Below are 17,008 nucleotides of genomic sequence, written 5' to 3' on the forward strand. Positions count from 1 at the left end.
AGGACCTTGGCTAACTCACCGCAAGCACGCAAGCGTGCGCGTCAGGCGGAAAATCGCCGTCAGCACAACGCAGCGATGCGCTCCATGGTGCGCACATACCTGAAGAAGGTGAACGCGGCTATTGCGTCCGGCGACCAAGGCAGCGCTCAGGAAGCTTACAACCAGGCGGTGTCTGTGCTGGACAAAGCCACCCGCAAGGGCAAGTTTCACCCGAACAAGGCCGCTCGCCACAAGAGCCGCCTGAACACCAAGATCAAGGCGATGGCTGCCTAAGCTCTTTGGTGGACATAAAAAAACCGGCCTCGAGCCGGTTTTTTTATGTCTGAAAATCAGTAGCGAGTTGCGTCAAGCCTCCGGCGTCAGGCTTCCGGCGTCAAACACCACCAGATTATCCCGGTGGATCAGCTCCTCCTCATTCATGAAGCCCAGAACCCCAGCGATCTCGGCGCTTTTCTTGCGGCAAATCCGGCGTGCATCCGCCGCATCGTAATTCACCAGGCCACAGCCGATCCGCTCGCCCTGCTGATCCTCACACGCCACCATCTCGCCACGGGAAAACTGGCCAAACACATCCACCACGCCCACCGGCAGCAAGCTCGAGCCGCCATCACGCAAGCGCGCCACCGCACCGGCATCCAGCACCAGGCGCCCGCGCATCTGCAAATGCCCGGCCAACCACTGCTTGCGGGCGTTCATGGGCGAGGTATCCGGCAACAACGTCGTGCCCGGCCCCTGACCATCCGCCAACTCGATAAGCACTTCCGGGCTACGCCCGGAGGCAATAGTGGTAATCGCACCCGAGCGAGCGGCCAACTTGCCGGCCCGCACCTTGGTGGCCATACCACCGCGCCCCAATAAACCGCCGCCGCCAGCGACACGGGCAATGGTCGGGTCCGAGGCCCGGGCCTCGCGAATCAGATTGGCATCGGCATTGTTGCGCGGATCCGCATCAAACAGGCCCTCCTGATCCGTGAGAATCAGCAGCCGGTCCGCCTCTACCAGATTCGCCACCAGCGCCGCCAGGGTATCGTTATCCCCAAAACGGATTTCGTCGGTGACCACGGTATCGTTCTCATTCACCACCGGCACCACACCGAACCCCAGCAGGGTCAGCAAGGTAGAACGGGCATTGAGATAGCGTTTGCGATCAGACAGATCGTCGTGGGTGAGCAGGACCTGGGCAGTATGCAACTGATGCTGCTGAAAGCGGGTCTCCCAGGCCTGCACCAGCCCCATCTGCCCCACGGCGGCGGCGGCCTGCAGCTCATGCACGGAATCCGGGCGCACCGACCAGCCCAGCCGGGTCATGCCTTCGGCCACCGCCCCGGACGAGACAATAACCACTTCAATGCCACGCTCACGCAGGGCCACCATGCGGTCCACCCAGGTTTGCATGAGCGCACAGTCCAGCCCTTTGCCGTCATTGGTCAGCAGGGCACTGCCTATCTTGATTACCCAACGCTGGCGATCTGCCACGCTCACTCCTTACCATCGGGTCCGAACATCTGGCATTTCCCGCCACTCAACTCGCCAGACACAACAATGCGCTACGGTTCGTAGACGATTTCCACATCGTGATCATCATCGTCGTCGTCATTATCATTCTGGCGAGCACGACGCGACTCCGCCTTGAGCTCCTGCACCTTCTCCCGGGCCTCTTCTTCCAGACGGGCGCGCAGGTCCTGTTGGGCAGCGGCGTAGGCTGGATCCTCCTCCTCAAGACGACGGCGATCCTCAATGGCATTCATCAGGGCGTAAACCAGATCCTCACAGCCCACCCCGGCGGCGGCCGAAACCTTGAACACCGGCCCCTGCCAGCCCAGCTCATCCACAATGGCATCCGCCTGGGCCTGGGCTTCGTCATCAGCCAGCAGGTCGATCTTGTTGAAGACCAGCCAGCGCTCCTGCTCCGCCAGTGCCGGCGAAAACCGGTCCAGCTCATCAGCGATGGCATCAATATGATTGGCCGGGCTGGAACCGTCCATGGGCGCCAGGTCCACCACATGCAACAACAACCGGGTACGCGCCAAATGCTTGAGGAAGCGGATCCCCAGGCCAGCACCGTCCGCCGCCCCTTCGATCAGACCGGGAATGTCCGCCACCACAAAGCTGCGGTAGCGGTCCGCCTTCACCACCCCGAGATTCGGAATCAAGGTGGTAAACGGATAATCCGCCACTTTCGGCTTGGCCGCGGAAATGGCACGAATCAGCGTGCTCTTGCCCGCATTGGGCATACCCAACAGCCCCACATCCGCCAGCACCTTCAGCTCCAGACGCAAGCGCCGGGACTCGCCGGGCTTGCCCTTGGTGGTTTTACGCGGCGCCTGGTTCACACTGCTCTTGAAGTGGATATTGCCCAGCCCGCCACGACCGGCCTGGGCCACCATCACCGGCTTGTCGGTGGCAGTCAGGTCCGCCAGCACCTCTTCCGTATCCAGATCGACCACGGTGGTGCCCACCGGCACATACAGAATGACATCATCAGCGGATTTGCCGGTCATCTGGCGGCCCTTGCCCGGCTCACCATTACGTGCCTTGAAGATACGGTCGTACCGGTAATCCACCAGGGTGTTGATATTGGTATCGGCCTGCACATAAACATGACCGCCGGCACCACCGTCACCGCCGTCCGGCCCGCCAAACTCCACGTATTTCTCGCGACGAAAGCTCAGACAGCCGTCACCGCCCTTTCCGGCATGGACATCAATAGTGGCTTCATCGACAAATTGCATGGGAACAGACTCTCTTTCAGAACGGTGCCATTCTACGGCAATGCATTCATTTTGGGGACAGATACCGCCGGGCAATGCCCCGGCCGCAAATACAAAAAAACCCCGCGGGCGAAGCCTCGCGGGGTTTTTTCTGATCCGTCAGGATCAGGCCACAGGCTCGATTACCACATATTTGCGGCTCAGCGGACCTTTGACTTCGAACTTCACACGACCGGTTTCCTTGGCAAAGATGGTGTGGTCTTTGCCCATGCCGGCGTTTACGCCAGCGTGGAATTTGGTGCCGCGCTGACGAACAATGATTTCGCCTGCACTGACAACCTGGCCGCCATAGCGTTTCACGCCAAGGCGTTTACTTTCCGAATCGCGACCGTTACGAGTACTACCACCGGCTTTTTTATGCGCCATGTCTCAATCCTCTCTACTCAATTTCTGAAAATCAGGTCTTAAGGATCAGCCCTGGATCCCGGTGATTTTCACCGCAGTGTACCACTGACGGTGACCCTGTTGCTTACGGGAATGCTTACGGCGACGGAACTTCACAATCTTGATCTTCTTGTGGCGGCCCTGCTCCAGCACTTCCGCGGTTACCTTGGCGCCATCCAGCATCGGCTGGCCGACTTTCACGTCATCGCCATTGGCAACCAGCAGCACCTGGTCGAAATCAACGGATTCGCCGGTGGCTACTTCAATTTTCTCGATGCGAACAACATCGCCTTCTTCAACGCGATACTGCTTACCACCGGTTTTGATTACTGCGTACATGTGTGTGCTCCAGCACAACTCCACTCAGGCGGGCGATCCACGGCGTCCACAGCACCTTAACAGTGCGGGAAACAGCCACCACCACTTGCAAGCCAGGCAGAGGATGAAATTGGGTCGCGAAGTGTACGCGAAGCAACCAGGACCTACAAGCCTTTCCTGCTCGCCTTGACCCAGTAATCACGGGGGCTGCGGTTTCCTTGACTACCCGCCAGCCACTGCTAGCATTGCCCGCTGTCGCGCCACCCTTTGTCTGGACCTGAATACATGGATTTCAAGGCTATCTATGCCGTCGTCGATGACGACTTCGAGGCGGTGAACCAGTTTATCAGTCACCACCTGGATTCCAACGTCCCCCTGATCCGCGAAGTGGGCGATTACATCATTCAATCCGGCGGCAAGCGGCTACGCCCGCTGATCGCCATTCTTTGCGCCCGGGCCGCCGGCTATCAGGGCGATCGCCACGTGGACGTGGCCGCCATCATCGAGTTTTTGCATACCGCCACCCTGCTCCACGACGACGTGGTGGACGAATCCAACCTGCGCCGCGGGCGCCCCACCGTCAATGCGGTGTGGGGCAACGCCGCCAGCGTGCTGGTGGGCGACTTCCTGATTTCCCGCGCCTTGCAACTGATGGTTGGCCTGCGCCACCCGCGCCTGCTGGACATTTTCTCCCAGAGCACCAACACCATTTCCGAAGGGGAGGTGCTGCAGCTAATCAACGTGCGCGACCCCAACACCAGCGAAGAGAACTACATGCGGGTGATTCACCACAAAACCGCCAAAATGTTCGAATCGGCAGCAGAAACCGGCGCCGTGCTGGGCGCGGACCAGGCCAGCGATCATGTGGACGCCTTTGCCACCTATGGCCGCCACCTGGGCATCGCCTTCCAGTTGATCGACGACGTGCTTGACTATCAGGGTGACGCCAGCGAACTGGGCAAGAATGTGGGCGACGACCTGGCCGAAGGCAAACCCACCCTGCCGCTGATCTACACCATCACCAACGGCTCCCCCGAACAGGCCACCCTGATCAAGGATGCCATTCGCAGCGGCGGGCTGGAGCACCTGGAACAAATCGTTGAAACCGTTCGCGCCAGCGGCGGTCTTCAATATACGGTGGACAAGGCGGCAGAACAGACCCGCATCGCCCTGGAGGCGATCGCTCATGTGCCCGCCTCGCCATACAAGGATGCGCTGTTCCGCCTGGCGGAAGAATCGCTGAAGCGTACCCACTGAGCGTACTGACCAAGGAGTTACCATGCTGCGTGCAGCCCTGATTTTGACCGCAACCACCCTGTTTGCCGGTTGCGCCCTGAGCCCCCAGATGATCAACGTTACCCCCAAGGCAGACGTTGAAGCGGCCAATATCGGCCAGAATCAGCCGGTGCAGGTTATCGCCGTGGATTCCCGTGACCAGAGCGCCTTCGGCACCCGCGGCGGCGTCTACAAGGAAACCGCCCTGGTGCAACCTGCCAACGACGTGAAAGCCGCCATTGAAGACGCCGTGCGCAAGGGGCTGCAAACCCAGGGCTTTAACGCCTTCAACGCCGGTGCCGACGCCACCCGCCTGGAAGTGCGCCTGGAACAGCTGGACTACGTGCCTGAGGAAGGCTCAGTAGTGAATGAAGTCACCCTGTCGCTGACGCTTCTCGCCGAAGCCACCCGCGGTGATGTGGTGCACACCGGCACTTACAAGAGCAGCGTGGTCCACGATCTGCCGCTCACCCCCACCGCCGACCGCAACCAGGCCATGGTCAACGAGATCCTCAGCGGCGCCATCACCCGCATGCTCAACGATCCCGAGATGCAGCGCTTCCTGGCAGGCAACAATACCCCCTGATGCCCGCCAACCGCGTTGTCATCTATTATTGCAGCCAGTGCAACTGGCTGCTGCGTAGCGGCTGGTATGCGCAGGAGCTGCTCGCCACCTTCAGTGATGAACTGGACGAAGTGGCCCTGCAATCGGGCACCGGCGGCGTGTTCTGGATTGAGGCCAACGGACAACCAATCTGGGACAGGAAAAAGGATGGCGGCTTTCCGGAAATCACCGAGCTGAAACGACGGGTACGGGATGCAGTCTGCCCGGAGCGGGCGCTCGGACATATAGATCGCAAGGACATCTGATAACACCACCCCTCCAATCGCGCTGTAGGAGCGTCGCTGGCGGCGCGATAACCAGAGTTTCGAGTTGCGAGAAGCGAGTTTCGAAAGGCAAACCCCAAAACACGGCAAAGCCCGATGATTTTCGCTTCTCGCTTCTCACTTCTCGTAACTCGGGACTGGGCTATTCATTCTCCGGCCGCACCTCCACCTGCGGCTCTTCACTGCCAAACGGCACCGCCACCGTGAACAACAGCGGCTGGCAGCACACCTGGCAATCCTCCACGTACTCCTGCTCTTCCACCGAGGGATCCACCAACACCTCGATGGCCTCCCAGCAATGTGGACACTGAACCGTCACCGGCAACAACCCCGCCATTAACGCCCTCCTGTGGTTACCACATCGTCGGTCAACGCCAACTCGGCAATCCAGGCCGGCTGCTGATTGTCTGGCCAGGGCTCAGGCTGCCCCTGCCCCCACACCGGCCCAGGCCAGCAAGGGTCATCCGCAAAGCGGGCGATGATATGCACATGCAGCTGCGGCACCATGTTCCCCAGCGCACCGATGTTGATCTTGTCTGCGCCGGTTACCTGTTCAAGCTGGCCTGCCAGCGTATTCACCTGTGCCAGCAACGCCTGCTGCTCATCCACAGGCATATGGTGCCACTCGCGCAGTCCGTCCCGCTTGGGGACCACCACAATCCAGGCAAATCGCTGATCGTTCATCCACCGCAACCAGCAAAGCTCTGTTTCTCCCAAAGCCCGGGTGTCGGCAGCAAGACGAGGATGAAGCGAGGCCATAATCTCTCCTTAAGCAATACAACCCATGGCACCACAGACCGGATTCAAGCACCAACCCAGCATCCAGCCTTACGGCTCAGGCGCCACGCTATGGGCGATAATCTGACGGACTACGCGCAGTCCAGCGGCGGAACGCGCGGGCAAAATTCGACGCATCGGAATACCCCAGCGTCATCGCAATTTCGTCCACGGTTTTTTCGGACTGGGTGAGATATTCCACCGCCAGCCCTTTGCGCAGCCCATCCAGCACTTCCTGGTAACTGGTGCCCAGCTGCTGCAGCTTGCGCTTCAGGGTCCGCGATGACATATGCAGCTCGCCGGCCACTTCTTCCACCCCGGGGAAACGGCCACCACCGCCCAGAATGATCCGCCGCACCTGCCCCAGCAACGGCGGCGGCAGCTTGATGCTGGCCATTTCCTGTTCACACTGGTCCGCAGCCATTCTCGCCAGGCGCGGATCCGCAAACTGCAGTGGATACTGCATCCGCTCCACCGGGAAACGCATCTGGTTATAGGCACAATCGAAATACACCGGCACCGGCATCACCGGGCGCATGCGCGCAAAGTAATCGGGTTCCGGGTAGGAAAAACGCAACTCACCAATCACATCCAGCCCGGGCACCAGTTTTTCACCCATGAAATGGAAGCTGGAAAACAGGCTTTCCATGATCAGCGGTGCCAAATCACCCAATGCCAACAGCTCGTTGATCTGCATCACGGCCATGTCGCCATCGGTAAAGGTTTCCAGCTGCACCAGGGTGCTGCGGGTACGGAAATATTTCACCGCCAGCTCCAGCGCCTCTCCCAGAGTGGCACTGCTCATGGCCGCATAGCCAAGAAAACCATGGGACGACAGAGTCATGGACGCACCCAGCTCCCAGCCCAGCCAGGGCTCACCGGATAACGCCATAGCCCGTGTCGCCACCACTTCAAAATCCTGGGCGGTGATGCGCGCCTGGGGATCACGCCAGCAACCGGGCTCAATACGGGTGTCTGCCAGCAACGTTTCCGTGGCCACACCGCGTCGGGACAACACATCCAGCAACAACGCCAGATATTCTGCTGATACGGAGTACTCCGTAGGGTCCATTTTTAGAATTGTCATGACTGCATTCCGATTACGCTGCACTGGCCCCAAATGACCGAATAGGCAACCATAGCGTCACCACGCGGTGCTGACAAGTAACTCACGTTTACTTGCCAACAAACCAAGCGCTTGCTAGGTTCCTTCTTTATCTGGATACAGGCTCGGGAGAGAGCAGCATGAGCACACCATCACTAAAAGGGAAAACCCTGTTCATCACCGGCGCCAGCCGCGGCATTGGCAAGGCCATCGGGGTGCGCGCCGCCCGCGACGGCGCCAACATCGTCCTGTTCGCCAAAACCACCGAACCCCACCCGAAACTACCCGGCACCCTGTACACCGCCGCCGAGGAAATTCGTGAAGCCGGTGGTACTCCGCTGGTCTGCGTGGGAGACATTCGTCACGAAGACCAGCTCCAGGCCGCCGTGGACAAGGCTGTCGCCACGTTTGGCGGCATCGATATTCTGGTCAACAATGCCAGTGCCATCGCCCTCACCGGCACCGAAGCCACCAGCATGAAGTCCTATGACCTGATGCACCAGATCAACAGCCGCGGCACCTTTCTCGCCAGCAAGCTGTGCCTCCCTCACCTGCGTAAAGCCGACAACCCTCACATTCTCAACCTGTCTCCACCACTGAACATGACGCCACACTGGTTTGGCCGCCATGTGGCCTACACCATGGCCAAATATGGGATGAGCTTGTGTGTGCTGGGGATGGCCGATGAATACCGGGGCAAAGTCGCAGTGAATGCGCTGTGGCCGAAAACCGTGATCAACACCGCCGCGGTGCAGAATCAGCTCGGTGGCGTACCGGCGGTGCAGGCAGCACGGCAACCGTCCATCATGGCCGATGCCGCCCACGCCATCCTGTCTCGCCCCATGGCCAGCGCCTCCGGGCAGTTTTTCATTGATGAAGAGATTCTGAGAGAAACCGGCACGACGGATTTCAGCCCGTACCGGGTCGACCCGACACTGGAAGACAACCAGCTGCTACCGGACTTTTTCCTGGACTAGGCAGACCAGGCAACCGCACAGGGTGGGCTCGCGGCAGGGGTTACCAAAATTGTCACTTGCTGCCGCACCCCGCCGGCCACCCTGTCCCCTTTTTCATAGCAAATTTTTAAGTCTTTGTTATAAAAAGAGAAAAGCAGAAACCTGCGACTGGCACAGTTCTCGCTTTATTGACCCCAAATCACAGGGAACAGTGCCATGAGCAAGATACTGACCTTACACAAACACCGCCCCGAAACGGCCCTGAAGAACCTGAACCGACTCACCGGGCTGGATTTTCAAAGCTGGCCGGAATCGCTGATCGACAACAGCGACACCACAGTGCGCGCGCAGGACAGCGAAGACACGGACAGGCCGGCCGCCCCGCAACGCGTCAGCCAGCAAGGCTGACACAGGCATTCTGGCAACCGACCGCACGGAAAACAGAATCAGTAGTTGGAAATCAACTTGTCGGAAGACTTCAGTGCCGCTCCACGTCGCTGCATGAACAGCTCCTCCACCACATGGGTCATGGCGGGGTCCGCCAGACGCAGGGAAATCTGCACCTGCTCCACCTCGGCACTCAACTTCAACCGAATGGACCCTGACAACAGGGCACTGCCCTCGCCGCCCACATCGGCCGTATCCACCAGCACCGCCTTATCATTCTTGTTATCAATGTAGCGCACCAGCAGCTGCACCTTGCCCGGCGCGCCGGCAATACGCACCCAGGAGGCCACATTAAATTCCGCTTCCCATTGACGGGCGCGGGCCGGGCGGCCCTCAGCCCAGATTCGGGAAGGCACCTTGGCGATAAACTTTTCAATCATGTCGCTCTCTCTAAGCCGGTACAGTCTTTTTTGCCAGTGTACGCATGGGAAGAAATCCCGACCATGGCCGGTTTGGCGTACTAACTTTGATGGACATCACACCTTGAAACTTCGCCGCCCCTGACTCGATGTCCAATTGTTGGACAGTTATTGCCTGTTCCTGCCTCAACAATCCCTACTCTTTGTCCACGCAGCGCAATAAACGTTGCACAGAAATTCTCTCTTTTTAACACCGGACAACGTTAAGGAATGATCGATATGGGCGAGCTGAAAGATCTCCGCGAACAAAGCGAATCTCTGGTAAACCGTGCCAAGGAACTGGGTAACAAGCTTTACCTGGCCGGCTTGGGCGCCTACGAAAAGGCCGAAGAGGGCTCTGAAGAGCTTCTCAACAAATACGTCGAGAACGGCTCCAAAGCCTTCGGCGACGATGCCGAAAACAAGCCCAAAGCCCTGCTGGCTAGCCGTGGCGCCCTGGTTGCTGCCCGCGAACTGCTCGACAGCGCTCCGGAAAAGCGTCAGGCCCTGTACGAAAAGCTGCTGGAAGCCGGCAAGAAAGAGCGCGGCGAGAAAGCCGAAGAAACCAATGAATACCTGCTGGCCGGCCTGGGTGCCGTTGCCACTGCGCGCGAAGAAGGTGAAAAACTGTTCAACGAACTGGTTTCCACCGGCGAAAAACGCGGCTGATTCTGTTTTTGTGAAAATGTAGTACGTGTTGTTTTAACTCTGTCTTACTCTCCTTTTGGGGCCCCGTTTGGGCCCCTTTTCTTTGTCTGACCCATCCGTCAGCCTGCCTTCCCCGAACTGCCTTCTGGCACTATTGCACCTTGTGCATACGCGGCCCATAGCGCTAGCCTTGATGCAACTGCATACATAACAAGAAAACCCGCGAGGTTTTACCATGGCCGACGATCGTCGCCGAAAACGCCCGACTACTGCTACCGGCCGACTGTTCCGGCTCACCGGCATGACCACCTCTATCGCCACCCGCGTGGCAGGGCATCAGGTCAAGGGGCTGTTCCAGTCGGATCAGTCCAAAGCCGCGGATCGGGAAAAGCTGATGCAACATATCGGCAAGGAAGTGGCCGCAACGCTGGGCGAAATGAAAGGCGCGGTCATGAAAGTCGGCCAGATTGCCTCACAGATGCAGGATATCCTTCCCGCCGAAATCAGCGATCAGCTGAAAGTGCTCCAGAATGCCTCCGCCCCCATGCCATTTCATGTGATTCGGCGACAACTGGAGCGCGAACTCGGCGCGCCACTGAACGAATTATTCACCCGCTTCGATGAACAACCCTTTGCCGCGGCCTCCATTGGCCAGGTACACCACGCTGTGACGCTGGACGGCGCCGAAGTGGTGGTGAAAGTGCAGTACCCGGCGGTCAAGGAATCCATCGACTCGGACATGAAGCACCTGCGCCGTATCCTGCGCCTGGGCAGTTTGCTGAAAGTGGATGAAGCAGCACTGGATGCGGTATTTCGGGAAATTCGCAACCAGCTCCATGAGGAACTGGATTACCGACAGGAAGCCAACAACCTGGAGCACTTTCAGGCCTTCCACCAAGATCAGCCCTGGTTGGTCATCCCTCAGGTTTTTCCTGCCCTCTCCAGTGAGAAGGTGCTGACCCTGAGCTACGAAACCGGCACCGCACTGGACCAGGTGGACGATGCGCACGGCTTCGACCAGGCCACCCGTAACCAGCTGGGTGAACGCCTTTTCGATGCCATTGGTCAGCAGATCTTTCAGTTGCGGGCGGTCCATTGCGACCCTCACCCCGGCAACTTTGCCTTCCGCCCGGATGGCACCATCGTGATCTACGATTTTGGCGCGGTTAAACGCCTGCCCGAACAGGATGCGGAATTACTGAAGCGTCTGGTGCGCACCGCCATCAACAAGGACTGGAGCACTCTGGACACCCTGCTGCTGGAGCTGGGCGCCCGCAAAAAAGATACCCGGGTGAGCGGTGACTTTTATGCGGTCTGGATCGAGCTGTTACTGCGAGCCTTTGATGACGAACCCTACGATTTCGGAGACTCACAGCTGCATACCGACATCATGCGCCAGGTGAAGCGCACACCACTGGAACAGATGCTCAAGTTCCAGCCCTCCTCGCGCAGCCTGCTGGTAGAACGGGTCATCAGCGGGCACTACTGGACGATGATGAAACTCGGCGTGAACACCGCATTCCGTCCCAACCTGGAAAAAGCGATCAACGCCGCTGCGCCCGGGGACTGACCCCCACCAACAGACAGCCTCATCCACCACAAAAAAGCCCCTCACTCGGAGGGGCGTTTTTGTATCCCTGTGTTTGGCTACCGCAATCAGAACGCGGAACGCAGGCCAACACTGATACCGGAAATTTCTTCTTCATCGGTATCCACATAGCGCATGTATTCCAGGTTGGCGCCAACGGTATCGGTAATATTGAAATCCAGGCCAGCACCATAGGACTCATCTTCAAACGTTTCAGTATCGCTGTAGGAATAATCCACACCAGCCACCGTGCCATTGGCCGATACCTTGCCTTTCACCTTGGTATAACCGCCGATGACATACGGGCGAATCGTTTCGCCAATGGGGGCGCCGAGTTTCACGTACCCCCCGTACAGGTGATCCATTTCGAAGTCAGCAATACCCTGGGAGTCTTCGTCAAAACCCAGACCACCACGGGCTTCCAGCGCCAGAAAATCGGTAAACTCAAAACCCGCATTAACCGTGGCCGAGTCAATTTTCAGGGTGTCCGTGTCGTATTCTTCATTGTCGTACTGAATCTGGCTGTAGTTACCGCCAATGTAAGGGCCGGCAGCAAACGCCCCCGGGGCGGCGATCAGTGAACAAGACAGGACCAGTGCATTACGCATAATGACTTTCATACAGGACTCCTTTTCCGTTAAGTCACCGATTTCGAGACCTTATCTGTCGCACAGTTCCAGCGACTACGGTAAATTCTGTAAAATGAATCGATAACACCAACTCCGTATCCACATAACAGTGATAACAGGATCGGGAATGACACAAGGATTCGTCATCATCAGGCAGGGACTTGCCAGCCTCCTTTTGCTCGTACTGGCCGCATCAGCCCACAGCCTGACCCTCACCGATGACCAGGACAGCTACCAGGCGTCACTCGGCATGCAGTGGCTCGACGACCCCCAGCACGCCTATAGCCCGGAAATGGCTCTGCAGGCCTTCCTCGATGGCGCAGGTGAAGAAATTCACGACAAGTACCCCTCTCTGGGTTTTCGTGACGGACCGCAATGGTTCCTCGTGCCGATCGACAATCAGAGCCGCCAGGTATCGTGGCTTGCCCGACTGGGGCGCCCCCATCTGGACTATCTCGATCTCTACCTTTTTGATCGGCAAGGCAAACAGCTGTGGCATAACCGTCTTGGTGATCGCATCCCCTTCGCCACCCGCACCTTTGCCCACAATCATCTGATCTCCACACTCGATCTGCCGGTGCATTCGCAACGCTACCTGCTGCTACGCGCCCAGGGTGACAATGTCATTGAACTGCCGGTTTCGTTGATGTCACCCATCGCTTTCAACCAGCAAGACACCCAGGTATCCATTTTTTATGGGCTGTATTTCGGCGCCATGGTGGCTATTTTTCTGTTCAACCTGCTGATATTTGTCTCCATCCGGGACCGTAGCTACCTGCTTTATGTTCTCTATCTGGGCACGTTCACCCTGAACCTGTTCACCCGCGAAGGGCTGAGCTATCAGTGGCTCTGGCCCCAGGCCACACTGTGGAACCATTACTCATTACCGGTTCTGAATCTGCTGACACTGGCGTTTTCGATTCTGTTTACCTGCCAGTTCCTGGAACTCAAAAAACGCGCACCGGCCATCAATCGCTGGCTGGTGGCCGCCGCCAGCGTGTTGATTCTCACTGCGCCGCTAACCCTGGTGAATTTTCATTTCTTCATTCAGGCGAGTACCGCCGTTGTTCTTCCCTGGCCATTTATCGCCATTGCGTTGTCTATCTGCCTGATCCGGCAGGGCTACAGTCCTGCAAGGTATTTTCTGCTGGCATTTACCGCCGTCGCACTGGCCACCACGGCATACATACTAAAAACCTTTCAGCTTATCGACGGCGGCTGGATACTGGAAAACGTCATGCAGCTGGGCACCTTTACCGAAGCACTGCTGCTGTCCTTTGCGCTGGCGCATCGCATGACCGTACTGAAAAGCGAGAATGTCCGTATTCAACGCGAAGCCAACGAAGTGCTGGAACAGCGCGTCACCGAGCGCACCGGGGAGCTGAATGCCGCGCTCAGCGCCCGCAGCGAATTTCTGGCGGTAATGAGCCACGAAATTCGCACACCACTGAACGGTATTATCGGCACCGTGGACATGCTCAAGGGAGCCTCCCTGGATGATGATCAACGCCACAATCTGAACGTGATTGAACAGTCCGGGAACAGCCTGCTGAACCTGATTAATGACATCCTCGATTATTCCCGCATCGAAGCGGGCAAAATGCCCATCGAGCAAACCAGCTTCAACCTGTTCAACCTGATCAATGAATCCCTGGCCCTGTTCCAGCACAAGGCACACGTTCACTCCAACACCCTGACACTCGACATTGCTCCCCACGTGGGCGAACGCTGCATGGGCGACCCGGTGCGGCTGCGACAAATTCTGGTAAACCTGATCAGCAACGCGGTGAAATTCACCGACAACGGCACCATCACCGTGCGGGTACAGCGGGATTCGGACAACGCGGATTACGCCTTGTTTGAGGTGCACGACAGCGGCATTGGCATTACCGAAGAGCAGCAGCGCCGACTCTTCGACCATTTTCAGCAGGGCGACAGCTCCACCAGCCGACGCTATGGCGGCACCGGCCTCGGGCTTGCCATTTGCCGGCAACTGGTAGAGATCATGGGAGGAGAAATCGGTGTGGACAGCCAACCCAAACAGGGCTCGCGCTTCTGGTTCCGGCTCCCCATCCCATCCACGGAACGTGCCGATACCTTTACCTCGGAACCCGTCGCAGACAGCCTGCGAGGCCTGTCCGGCGGCCTATTGCTGATCGTGGACGATAACCACATCAACCTGATGGTGGCCGAGGGGCTGTGCCAAAAACTGGGCTACGAGACGGAAGTGGCGGAGAGCGGGCTGGAAGCTATCGCCGTCTTGATGTCTGCACAGCAGCCCTTCGACCTGGTATTAATGGATTGCGAAATGCCAGACATGGACGGCTTTGAAACCTCGCGAGCGATTATCAAGCTGCAACAGGAAGGCCGCTTGCCCTGGGTTCCCATTATTGCCCTCACTGCCCACGCCATCCCGGACAAGATCCATGCCTGCCACGATGCCGGCATGATCGGGCATCTGGCCAAGCCGGTGAACCTGGCGCGCCTGCAAACCACCTTGCGGCAGATCCTTCGTGACGCCGGGGCACCACCTTCAAAACCCCATAACCTCTAATTTCAAAAAAACGCCCTGACTAATTCAGCCCCTTGAGCAACGAATCCACAATCCGCTCAAGATCATCCAGTGACGCGCACTGGCGGGCCAGCCGGCAATGGGGCAGATAACGATCCATGACCGCATCGCCGCTGTTCCAGCGGGAACGTGCTTCCGGGTTCAGCCACCACACCTGCTTCACTCTCCGACGAATCTGCTGCAGCACCTCTGCGCCTTCCGGGAGGTTGTTGTTGCGGGCATCACCGAGAATGATAACGGTGGTGTGGCTGTCCAGCTCCCGTTCACAACGGCGCCAGAAATCCGCAAACATCTCGCCGTAATCGGTGCCACTACCGGAAAGACGGTCCAGCACCCGTCCCACCGCCACGTCCGGGCTGTAGCGCTGAAAGTCCTCGCTGATTTCATCAAAACGAGAGGCAAACGCAAAGCTACGCACCCGTGGCAGCACATCATTCATGGCATAGAGAAACTGGAGCAGGAAACGGGCCGCATCGCTCACCGAACTGGACACATCACAAATCACCATCACCCGGCTTTTCTGCACAGGCCGCTGACGCCAGTGCAATCGGGCAGGAACCCCATCGTGACGAATACCGGCCACCAGGGTGCGCCGGGCATCCAGCATGCCGCGCCGGCTTTTCTTCATGCGCCGCTGATGCAGACTGGCCAGGCGCCGAGCCATGCGGCGCACCAGGGTTTTCACTTCCTGGAATTCACGCAAATGCCGAAACGGCACCGCACGCATGGTCTGTTCCCGCAACGCCCTCCCCTTGCCTGCACCATGCAGCAAAAACTGGCGCCGCACATGGCCGGCGGCCTGCTCACGCACTTCCCGTCGCCACTGGCGCAGCGCCTCCGCCCGCGCCTGGCGGGGCGCATCGCCCTGATCCAGCTGCAGAATGCGGTCATCCACCGCCCCCATCCCCATGTTCATCAGCAGGCGACGGGTATACAGGCCCTGCTGGGTAATCACCTCCATCTGGGTGAAATCCATTTGTGCTGCGGCCTCAGCCAGCCGCTGCTCCAGCTCGGCAGGGGTTTGTGCCGTCAGGTTGTCGTCGCCCGCCAGCCCATCATCGCCCTGGGAAGATTCACCCGCCTCGCCCGCCTCCTCAACGGGTTCGGGCATGGCGCTGTTGTTCGATGTGGCCGCCGCCGCGCCGGGCGTCACCGCAAAGAAACGCGCAAAGGTTTCCTCAAACGCAGGGCGATCGTCTTCGCGCTTCACCAGCGTCATCGCCAGGGCATCGTGAAAGCGTTGTCGCCCTTGATAGCCCACCAGTGCAGCCGCATCCATGCCCTGGCTGGCCTCGTCCGGCGATATTCGCAACCCCGCTCCCCGCAGCGCCTGCACAAATTCTGAAAGGCGACGGACCGGCATCAGCGTTTGCCCAGCTTGCGCAACCAGGCAGGCAACAGCTCCCGTGCCAGGGTCACGTCTTGCTCGGTTTTTAAAACCAGATTGAGCGTATCTGCCACCTGCTCCTGCTCCAGTGAATCCGCATGCAACAGCACCAGCGCCCGGGCCCAGTCCAGCGTCTCGGAGATAGCCGGCAATTTCTTCATGTCCTGCTCGCGCAGGTACTGAATGAACGCCACCAGTTGCTCGCGCAGTCGTGCATCCAGATCCGGCACCCGTGCCGCCACGATGTTCGCTTCCAGCTCCGCTTCCGGGTAGGGAATATACAAGTGCAGACAGCGGCGTTTGAGTGCATCGGACAACTCGCGCTGGTCGTTACTGGTCAACAGCACCAGGGGCTGGTGGCGCGCCTTGACGGTGCCCAGCTCGGGGATGGAAATCTGGAAGTCCGATAGCAACTCCAAAAGAAACGCCTCGAATTCCTGATCCGCCTTGTCGATTTCATCGATCAACAGTACCGCAGGTTCTTCACTGCGGAGTGCATGCAACAGGGGGCGCGGCTCCAGAAAGGTTTCACTGTAGAACGCTTCACCCAAATCCCCCAGGCGATCCATGCTGGCTTCCAGGCTATCCGTATCGGCCAGCATGCCACCGAGCTTGTCGCGCAGCAGTTGCGTATACAGCAACTGCTTGCCGTACTTCCATTCGTATAGCGCCCGGCTTTCATCCAGCCCTTCATAGCACTGCAAGCGAATCAGCGGCGCTTCCAGAAAGGCGGCGGCCGCTTTTGCCAGCTCGGTTTTGCCCACCCCCGGCGGGCCTTCCACCAGCACCGGCTTGTGTAGCTGCGCCGCCAGGTACACCGCCAGCGCAATGCGCTCGCTGCAAATGTAACCCTGCTCGGAGAAGC

The 17,008-nt window shown here is 58.7% G+C and carries 20 protein-coding genes; 9 read left to right on the forward strand and 11 right to left on the reverse strand.

All coding sequences use genetic code 11. The annotated features are described in order from the left end of the window. Positions 1-6: 6 nt before the first annotated feature. The gene (gene rpsT / locus A3730_RS00725; RefSeq protein WP_011587742.1) at positions 7-273 is read left to right on the forward strand and encodes a 30S ribosomal protein S20; all 267 of its coding nucleotides are present in this window, start codon (positions 7-9) and stop codon (positions 271-273) included. A gap of 72 nt (positions 274-345) precedes the next feature. On the opposite strand, the gene proB is transcribed toward rpsT, so the two are convergent. The 4 genes from proB to rplU form a co-directional block, all read right to left on the reverse strand. Next, a complete protein-coding gene (proB, locus tag A3730_RS00730) occupies positions 346-1,476 on the reverse strand; it encodes a glutamate 5-kinase (RefSeq protein ID WP_063537249.1) in 1,131 nt (376 codons plus the stop codon). 71 nt (positions 1,477-1,547) lie between these two features. Beyond that, positions 1,548-2,732, reverse strand: coding sequence for an Obg family GTPase CgtA (cgtA, locus tag A3730_RS00735; protein ID WP_063519909.1), 1,185 nt, complete (start codon positions 2,730-2,732; stop codon positions 1,548-1,550). A 144-nt stretch (positions 2,733-2,876) separates the two neighbouring features. Next, complete coding sequence (gene rpmA, locus A3730_RS00740) at positions 2,877-3,137, reverse strand: 50S ribosomal protein L27 (protein ID WP_007149973.1); 261 nt, start codon at positions 3,135-3,137, stop codon at positions 2,877-2,879. A 45-nt stretch (positions 3,138-3,182) separates the two neighbouring features. Further along, the gene (gene rplU / locus A3730_RS00745) at positions 3,183-3,494 is read right to left on the reverse strand and encodes a 50S ribosomal protein L21 (RefSeq protein WP_007148862.1); all 312 of its coding nucleotides are present in this window, start codon (positions 3,492-3,494) and stop codon (positions 3,183-3,185) included. A gap of 264 nt (positions 3,495-3,758) precedes the next feature. Between rplU and A3730_RS00750 the strand changes: the two genes are divergently transcribed. The 3 genes from A3730_RS00750 to A3730_RS00760 are packed head-to-tail and all read left to right on the forward strand — an operon-like array spanning position 3,759 to position 5,618. Beyond that, positions 3,759-4,730, forward strand: a complete 972-nt coding sequence (locus A3730_RS00750; protein WP_063519910.1) for a polyprenyl synthetase family protein — start codon at positions 3,759-3,761, stop codon at positions 4,728-4,730. A gap of 22 nt (positions 4,731-4,752) precedes the next feature. Further along, on the forward strand, positions 4,753-5,334 hold the full coding sequence (locus tag A3730_RS00755; RefSeq protein WP_063519911.1) for a YajG family lipoprotein: 582 nt from the start codon (positions 4,753-4,755) through the stop codon (positions 5,332-5,334). Then, on the forward strand, positions 5,334-5,618 hold the full coding sequence (locus A3730_RS00760) for a SelT/SelW/SelH family protein (protein WP_063519912.1): 285 nt from the start codon (positions 5,334-5,336) through the stop codon (positions 5,616-5,618). The genes A3730_RS00755 and A3730_RS00760 overlap by 1 nt, the downstream gene beginning before the upstream one ends. 160 nt (positions 5,619-5,778) lie before the next feature. Here the strand turns inward: A3730_RS00760 and A3730_RS00765 are convergent, their stop codons facing one another. The 3 genes from A3730_RS00765 to A3730_RS00775 form a co-directional block, all read right to left on the reverse strand. After that, positions 5,779-5,973 carry a CPXCG motif-containing cysteine-rich protein gene (locus tag A3730_RS00765; protein ID WP_063519913.1) on the reverse strand — a complete coding sequence of 65 codons (195 nt, stop codon included), beginning with the start codon at positions 5,971-5,973 and terminating at the stop codon, positions 5,779-5,781. Further along, positions 5,973-6,395, reverse strand: a complete 423-nt coding sequence (locus tag A3730_RS00770) for an HIT domain-containing protein (protein ID WP_063519914.1) — start codon at positions 6,393-6,395, stop codon at positions 5,973-5,975. Before A3730_RS00770 ends, A3730_RS00765 begins: the two co-directional genes overlap by 1 nt. Before the next feature lie 88 nt (positions 6,396-6,483). Next, on the reverse strand, positions 6,484-7,500 hold the full coding sequence (locus tag A3730_RS00775; RefSeq protein ID WP_063537251.1) for an AraC family transcriptional regulator: 1,017 nt from the start codon (positions 7,498-7,500) through the stop codon (positions 6,484-6,486). Between the two features lie 158 nt (positions 7,501-7,658). Between A3730_RS00775 and A3730_RS00780 the strand changes: the two genes are divergently transcribed. Together A3730_RS00780 and A3730_RS00785 are read left to right on the forward strand one after the other, a co-directional pair. Beyond that, on the forward strand, positions 7,659-8,495 hold the full coding sequence (locus A3730_RS00780; RefSeq protein ID WP_063537253.1) for an NAD(P)-dependent oxidoreductase: 837 nt from the start codon (positions 7,659-7,661) through the stop codon (positions 8,493-8,495). 195 nt (positions 8,496-8,690) lie between these two features. Then, positions 8,691-8,882 carry a hypothetical protein gene (locus A3730_RS00785; RefSeq protein ID WP_063520516.1) on the forward strand — a complete coding sequence of 64 codons (192 nt, stop codon included), beginning with the start codon at positions 8,691-8,693 and terminating at the stop codon, positions 8,880-8,882. Positions 8,883-8,920: 38 nt separating this feature from the next. Here the strand turns inward: A3730_RS00785 and A3730_RS00790 are convergent, their stop codons facing one another. After that, on the reverse strand, positions 8,921-9,301 hold the full coding sequence (locus A3730_RS00790; RefSeq protein ID WP_063520517.1) for a hypothetical protein: 381 nt from the start codon (positions 9,299-9,301) through the stop codon (positions 8,921-8,923). A gap of 258 nt (positions 9,302-9,559) precedes the next feature. On the opposite strand from A3730_RS00790, the gene A3730_RS00795 reads away from it, so the two are divergent. Further along, complete coding sequence (locus A3730_RS00795) at positions 9,560-9,988, forward strand: phasin family protein (RefSeq protein ID WP_063520518.1); 429 nt, start codon at positions 9,560-9,562, stop codon at positions 9,986-9,988. A gap of 214 nt (positions 9,989-10,202) precedes the next feature. Next, the gene (locus A3730_RS00800; RefSeq protein WP_063520519.1) at positions 10,203-11,537 is read left to right on the forward strand and encodes an AarF/ABC1/UbiB kinase family protein; all 1,335 of its coding nucleotides are present in this window, start codon (positions 10,203-10,205) and stop codon (positions 11,535-11,537) included. 86 nt (positions 11,538-11,623) lie between these two features. Here the strand turns inward: A3730_RS00800 and A3730_RS00805 are convergent, their stop codons facing one another. Next, positions 11,624-12,175 (reverse strand): porin family protein, encoded by a 552-nt coding sequence (locus A3730_RS00805; protein ID WP_063520520.1) that lies wholly within the window; start codon positions 12,173-12,175, stop codon positions 11,624-11,626. Between the two features lie 136 nt (positions 12,176-12,311). Between A3730_RS00805 and A3730_RS00810 the strand changes: the two genes are divergently transcribed. Beyond that, on the forward strand, positions 12,312-14,738 hold the full coding sequence (locus A3730_RS00810; protein ID WP_063520521.1) for a hybrid sensor histidine kinase/response regulator: 2,427 nt from the start codon (positions 12,312-12,314) through the stop codon (positions 14,736-14,738). Between the two features lie 19 nt (positions 14,739-14,757). On the opposite strand, the gene A3730_RS00815 is transcribed toward A3730_RS00810, so the two are convergent. Both A3730_RS00815 and A3730_RS00820 read right to left on the reverse strand, forming a co-directional pair. Further along, positions 14,758-16,119: a VWA domain-containing protein gene (locus A3730_RS00815; RefSeq protein ID WP_063537255.1), complete on the reverse strand. Its 1,362-nt coding sequence runs from the start codon at positions 16,117-16,119 to the stop codon at positions 14,758-14,760. Next, on the reverse strand, positions 16,119-17,008 hold an 890-nt coding region (locus tag A3730_RS00820), incomplete at its 5' end, for a MoxR family ATPase (RefSeq protein WP_063537257.1). The genes A3730_RS00820 and A3730_RS00815, both read right to left, overlap by 1 nt.

The organism is Alcanivorax sp. HI0044 (genome assembly GCF_001634945.1).

What these genes read in the sequence shown, in the direction of transcription:
- cgtA (WP_063519909.1), bottom strand. Translation starts at nt 2,732, where the DNA reads ATGCAATTTGTCGATGAAGCCACTATTGATGTCCATGCCGGAAAGGGC.
- rpmA (WP_007149973.1), bottom strand. Translation starts at nt 3,137, where the DNA reads ATGGCGCATAAAAAAGCCGGTGGTAGTACTCGTAACGGTCGCGATTCG.
- rplU (WP_007148862.1), bottom strand. Translation starts at nt 3,494, where the DNA reads ATGTACGCAGTAATCAAAACCGGTGGTAAGCAGTATCGCGTTGAAGAA.
- A3730_RS00750 (WP_063519910.1), top strand. Translation starts at nt 3,759, where the DNA reads ATGGATTTCAAGGCTATCTATGCCGTCGTCGATGACGACTTCGAGGCG.
- A3730_RS00755 (WP_063519911.1), top strand. Translation starts at nt 4,753, where the DNA reads ATGCTGCGTGCAGCCCTGATTTTGACCGCAACCACCCTGTTTGCCGGT.
- A3730_RS00760 (WP_063519912.1), top strand. Translation starts at nt 5,334, where the DNA reads ATGCCCGCCAACCGCGTTGTCATCTATTATTGCAGCCAGTGCAACTGG.
- A3730_RS00765 (WP_063519913.1), bottom strand. Translation starts at nt 5,973, where the DNA reads ATGGCGGGGTTGTTGCCGGTGACGGTTCAGTGTCCACATTGCTGGGAG.
- A3730_RS00770 (WP_063519914.1), bottom strand. Translation starts at nt 6,395, where the DNA reads ATGGCCTCGCTTCATCCTCGTCTTGCTGCCGACACCCGGGCTTTGGGA.
- A3730_RS00775 (WP_063537251.1), bottom strand. Translation starts at nt 7,500, where the DNA reads ATGACAATTCTAAAAATGGACCCTACGGAGTACTCCGTATCAGCAGAA.
- A3730_RS00780 (WP_063537253.1), top strand. Translation starts at nt 7,659, where the DNA reads ATGAGCACACCATCACTAAAAGGGAAAACCCTGTTCATCACCGGCGCC.
- A3730_RS00785 (WP_063520516.1), top strand. Translation starts at nt 8,691, where the DNA reads ATGAGCAAGATACTGACCTTACACAAACACCGCCCCGAAACGGCCCTG.
- A3730_RS00790 (WP_063520517.1), bottom strand. Translation starts at nt 9,301, where the DNA reads ATGATTGAAAAGTTTATCGCCAAGGTGCCTTCCCGAATCTGGGCTGAG.
- A3730_RS00795 (WP_063520518.1), top strand. Translation starts at nt 9,560, where the DNA reads ATGGGCGAGCTGAAAGATCTCCGCGAACAAAGCGAATCTCTGGTAAAC.
- A3730_RS00800 (WP_063520519.1), top strand. Translation starts at nt 10,203, where the DNA reads ATGGCCGACGATCGTCGCCGAAAACGCCCGACTACTGCTACCGGCCGA.
- A3730_RS00805 (WP_063520520.1), bottom strand. Translation starts at nt 12,175, where the DNA reads ATGAAAGTCATTATGCGTAATGCACTGGTCCTGTCTTGTTCACTGATC.
- A3730_RS00810 (WP_063520521.1), top strand. Translation starts at nt 12,312, where the DNA reads ATGACACAAGGATTCGTCATCATCAGGCAGGGACTTGCCAGCCTCCTT.
- A3730_RS00815 (WP_063537255.1), bottom strand. Translation starts at nt 16,119, where the DNA reads ATGCCGGTCCGTCGCCTTTCAGAATTTGTGCAGGCGCTGCGGGGAGCG.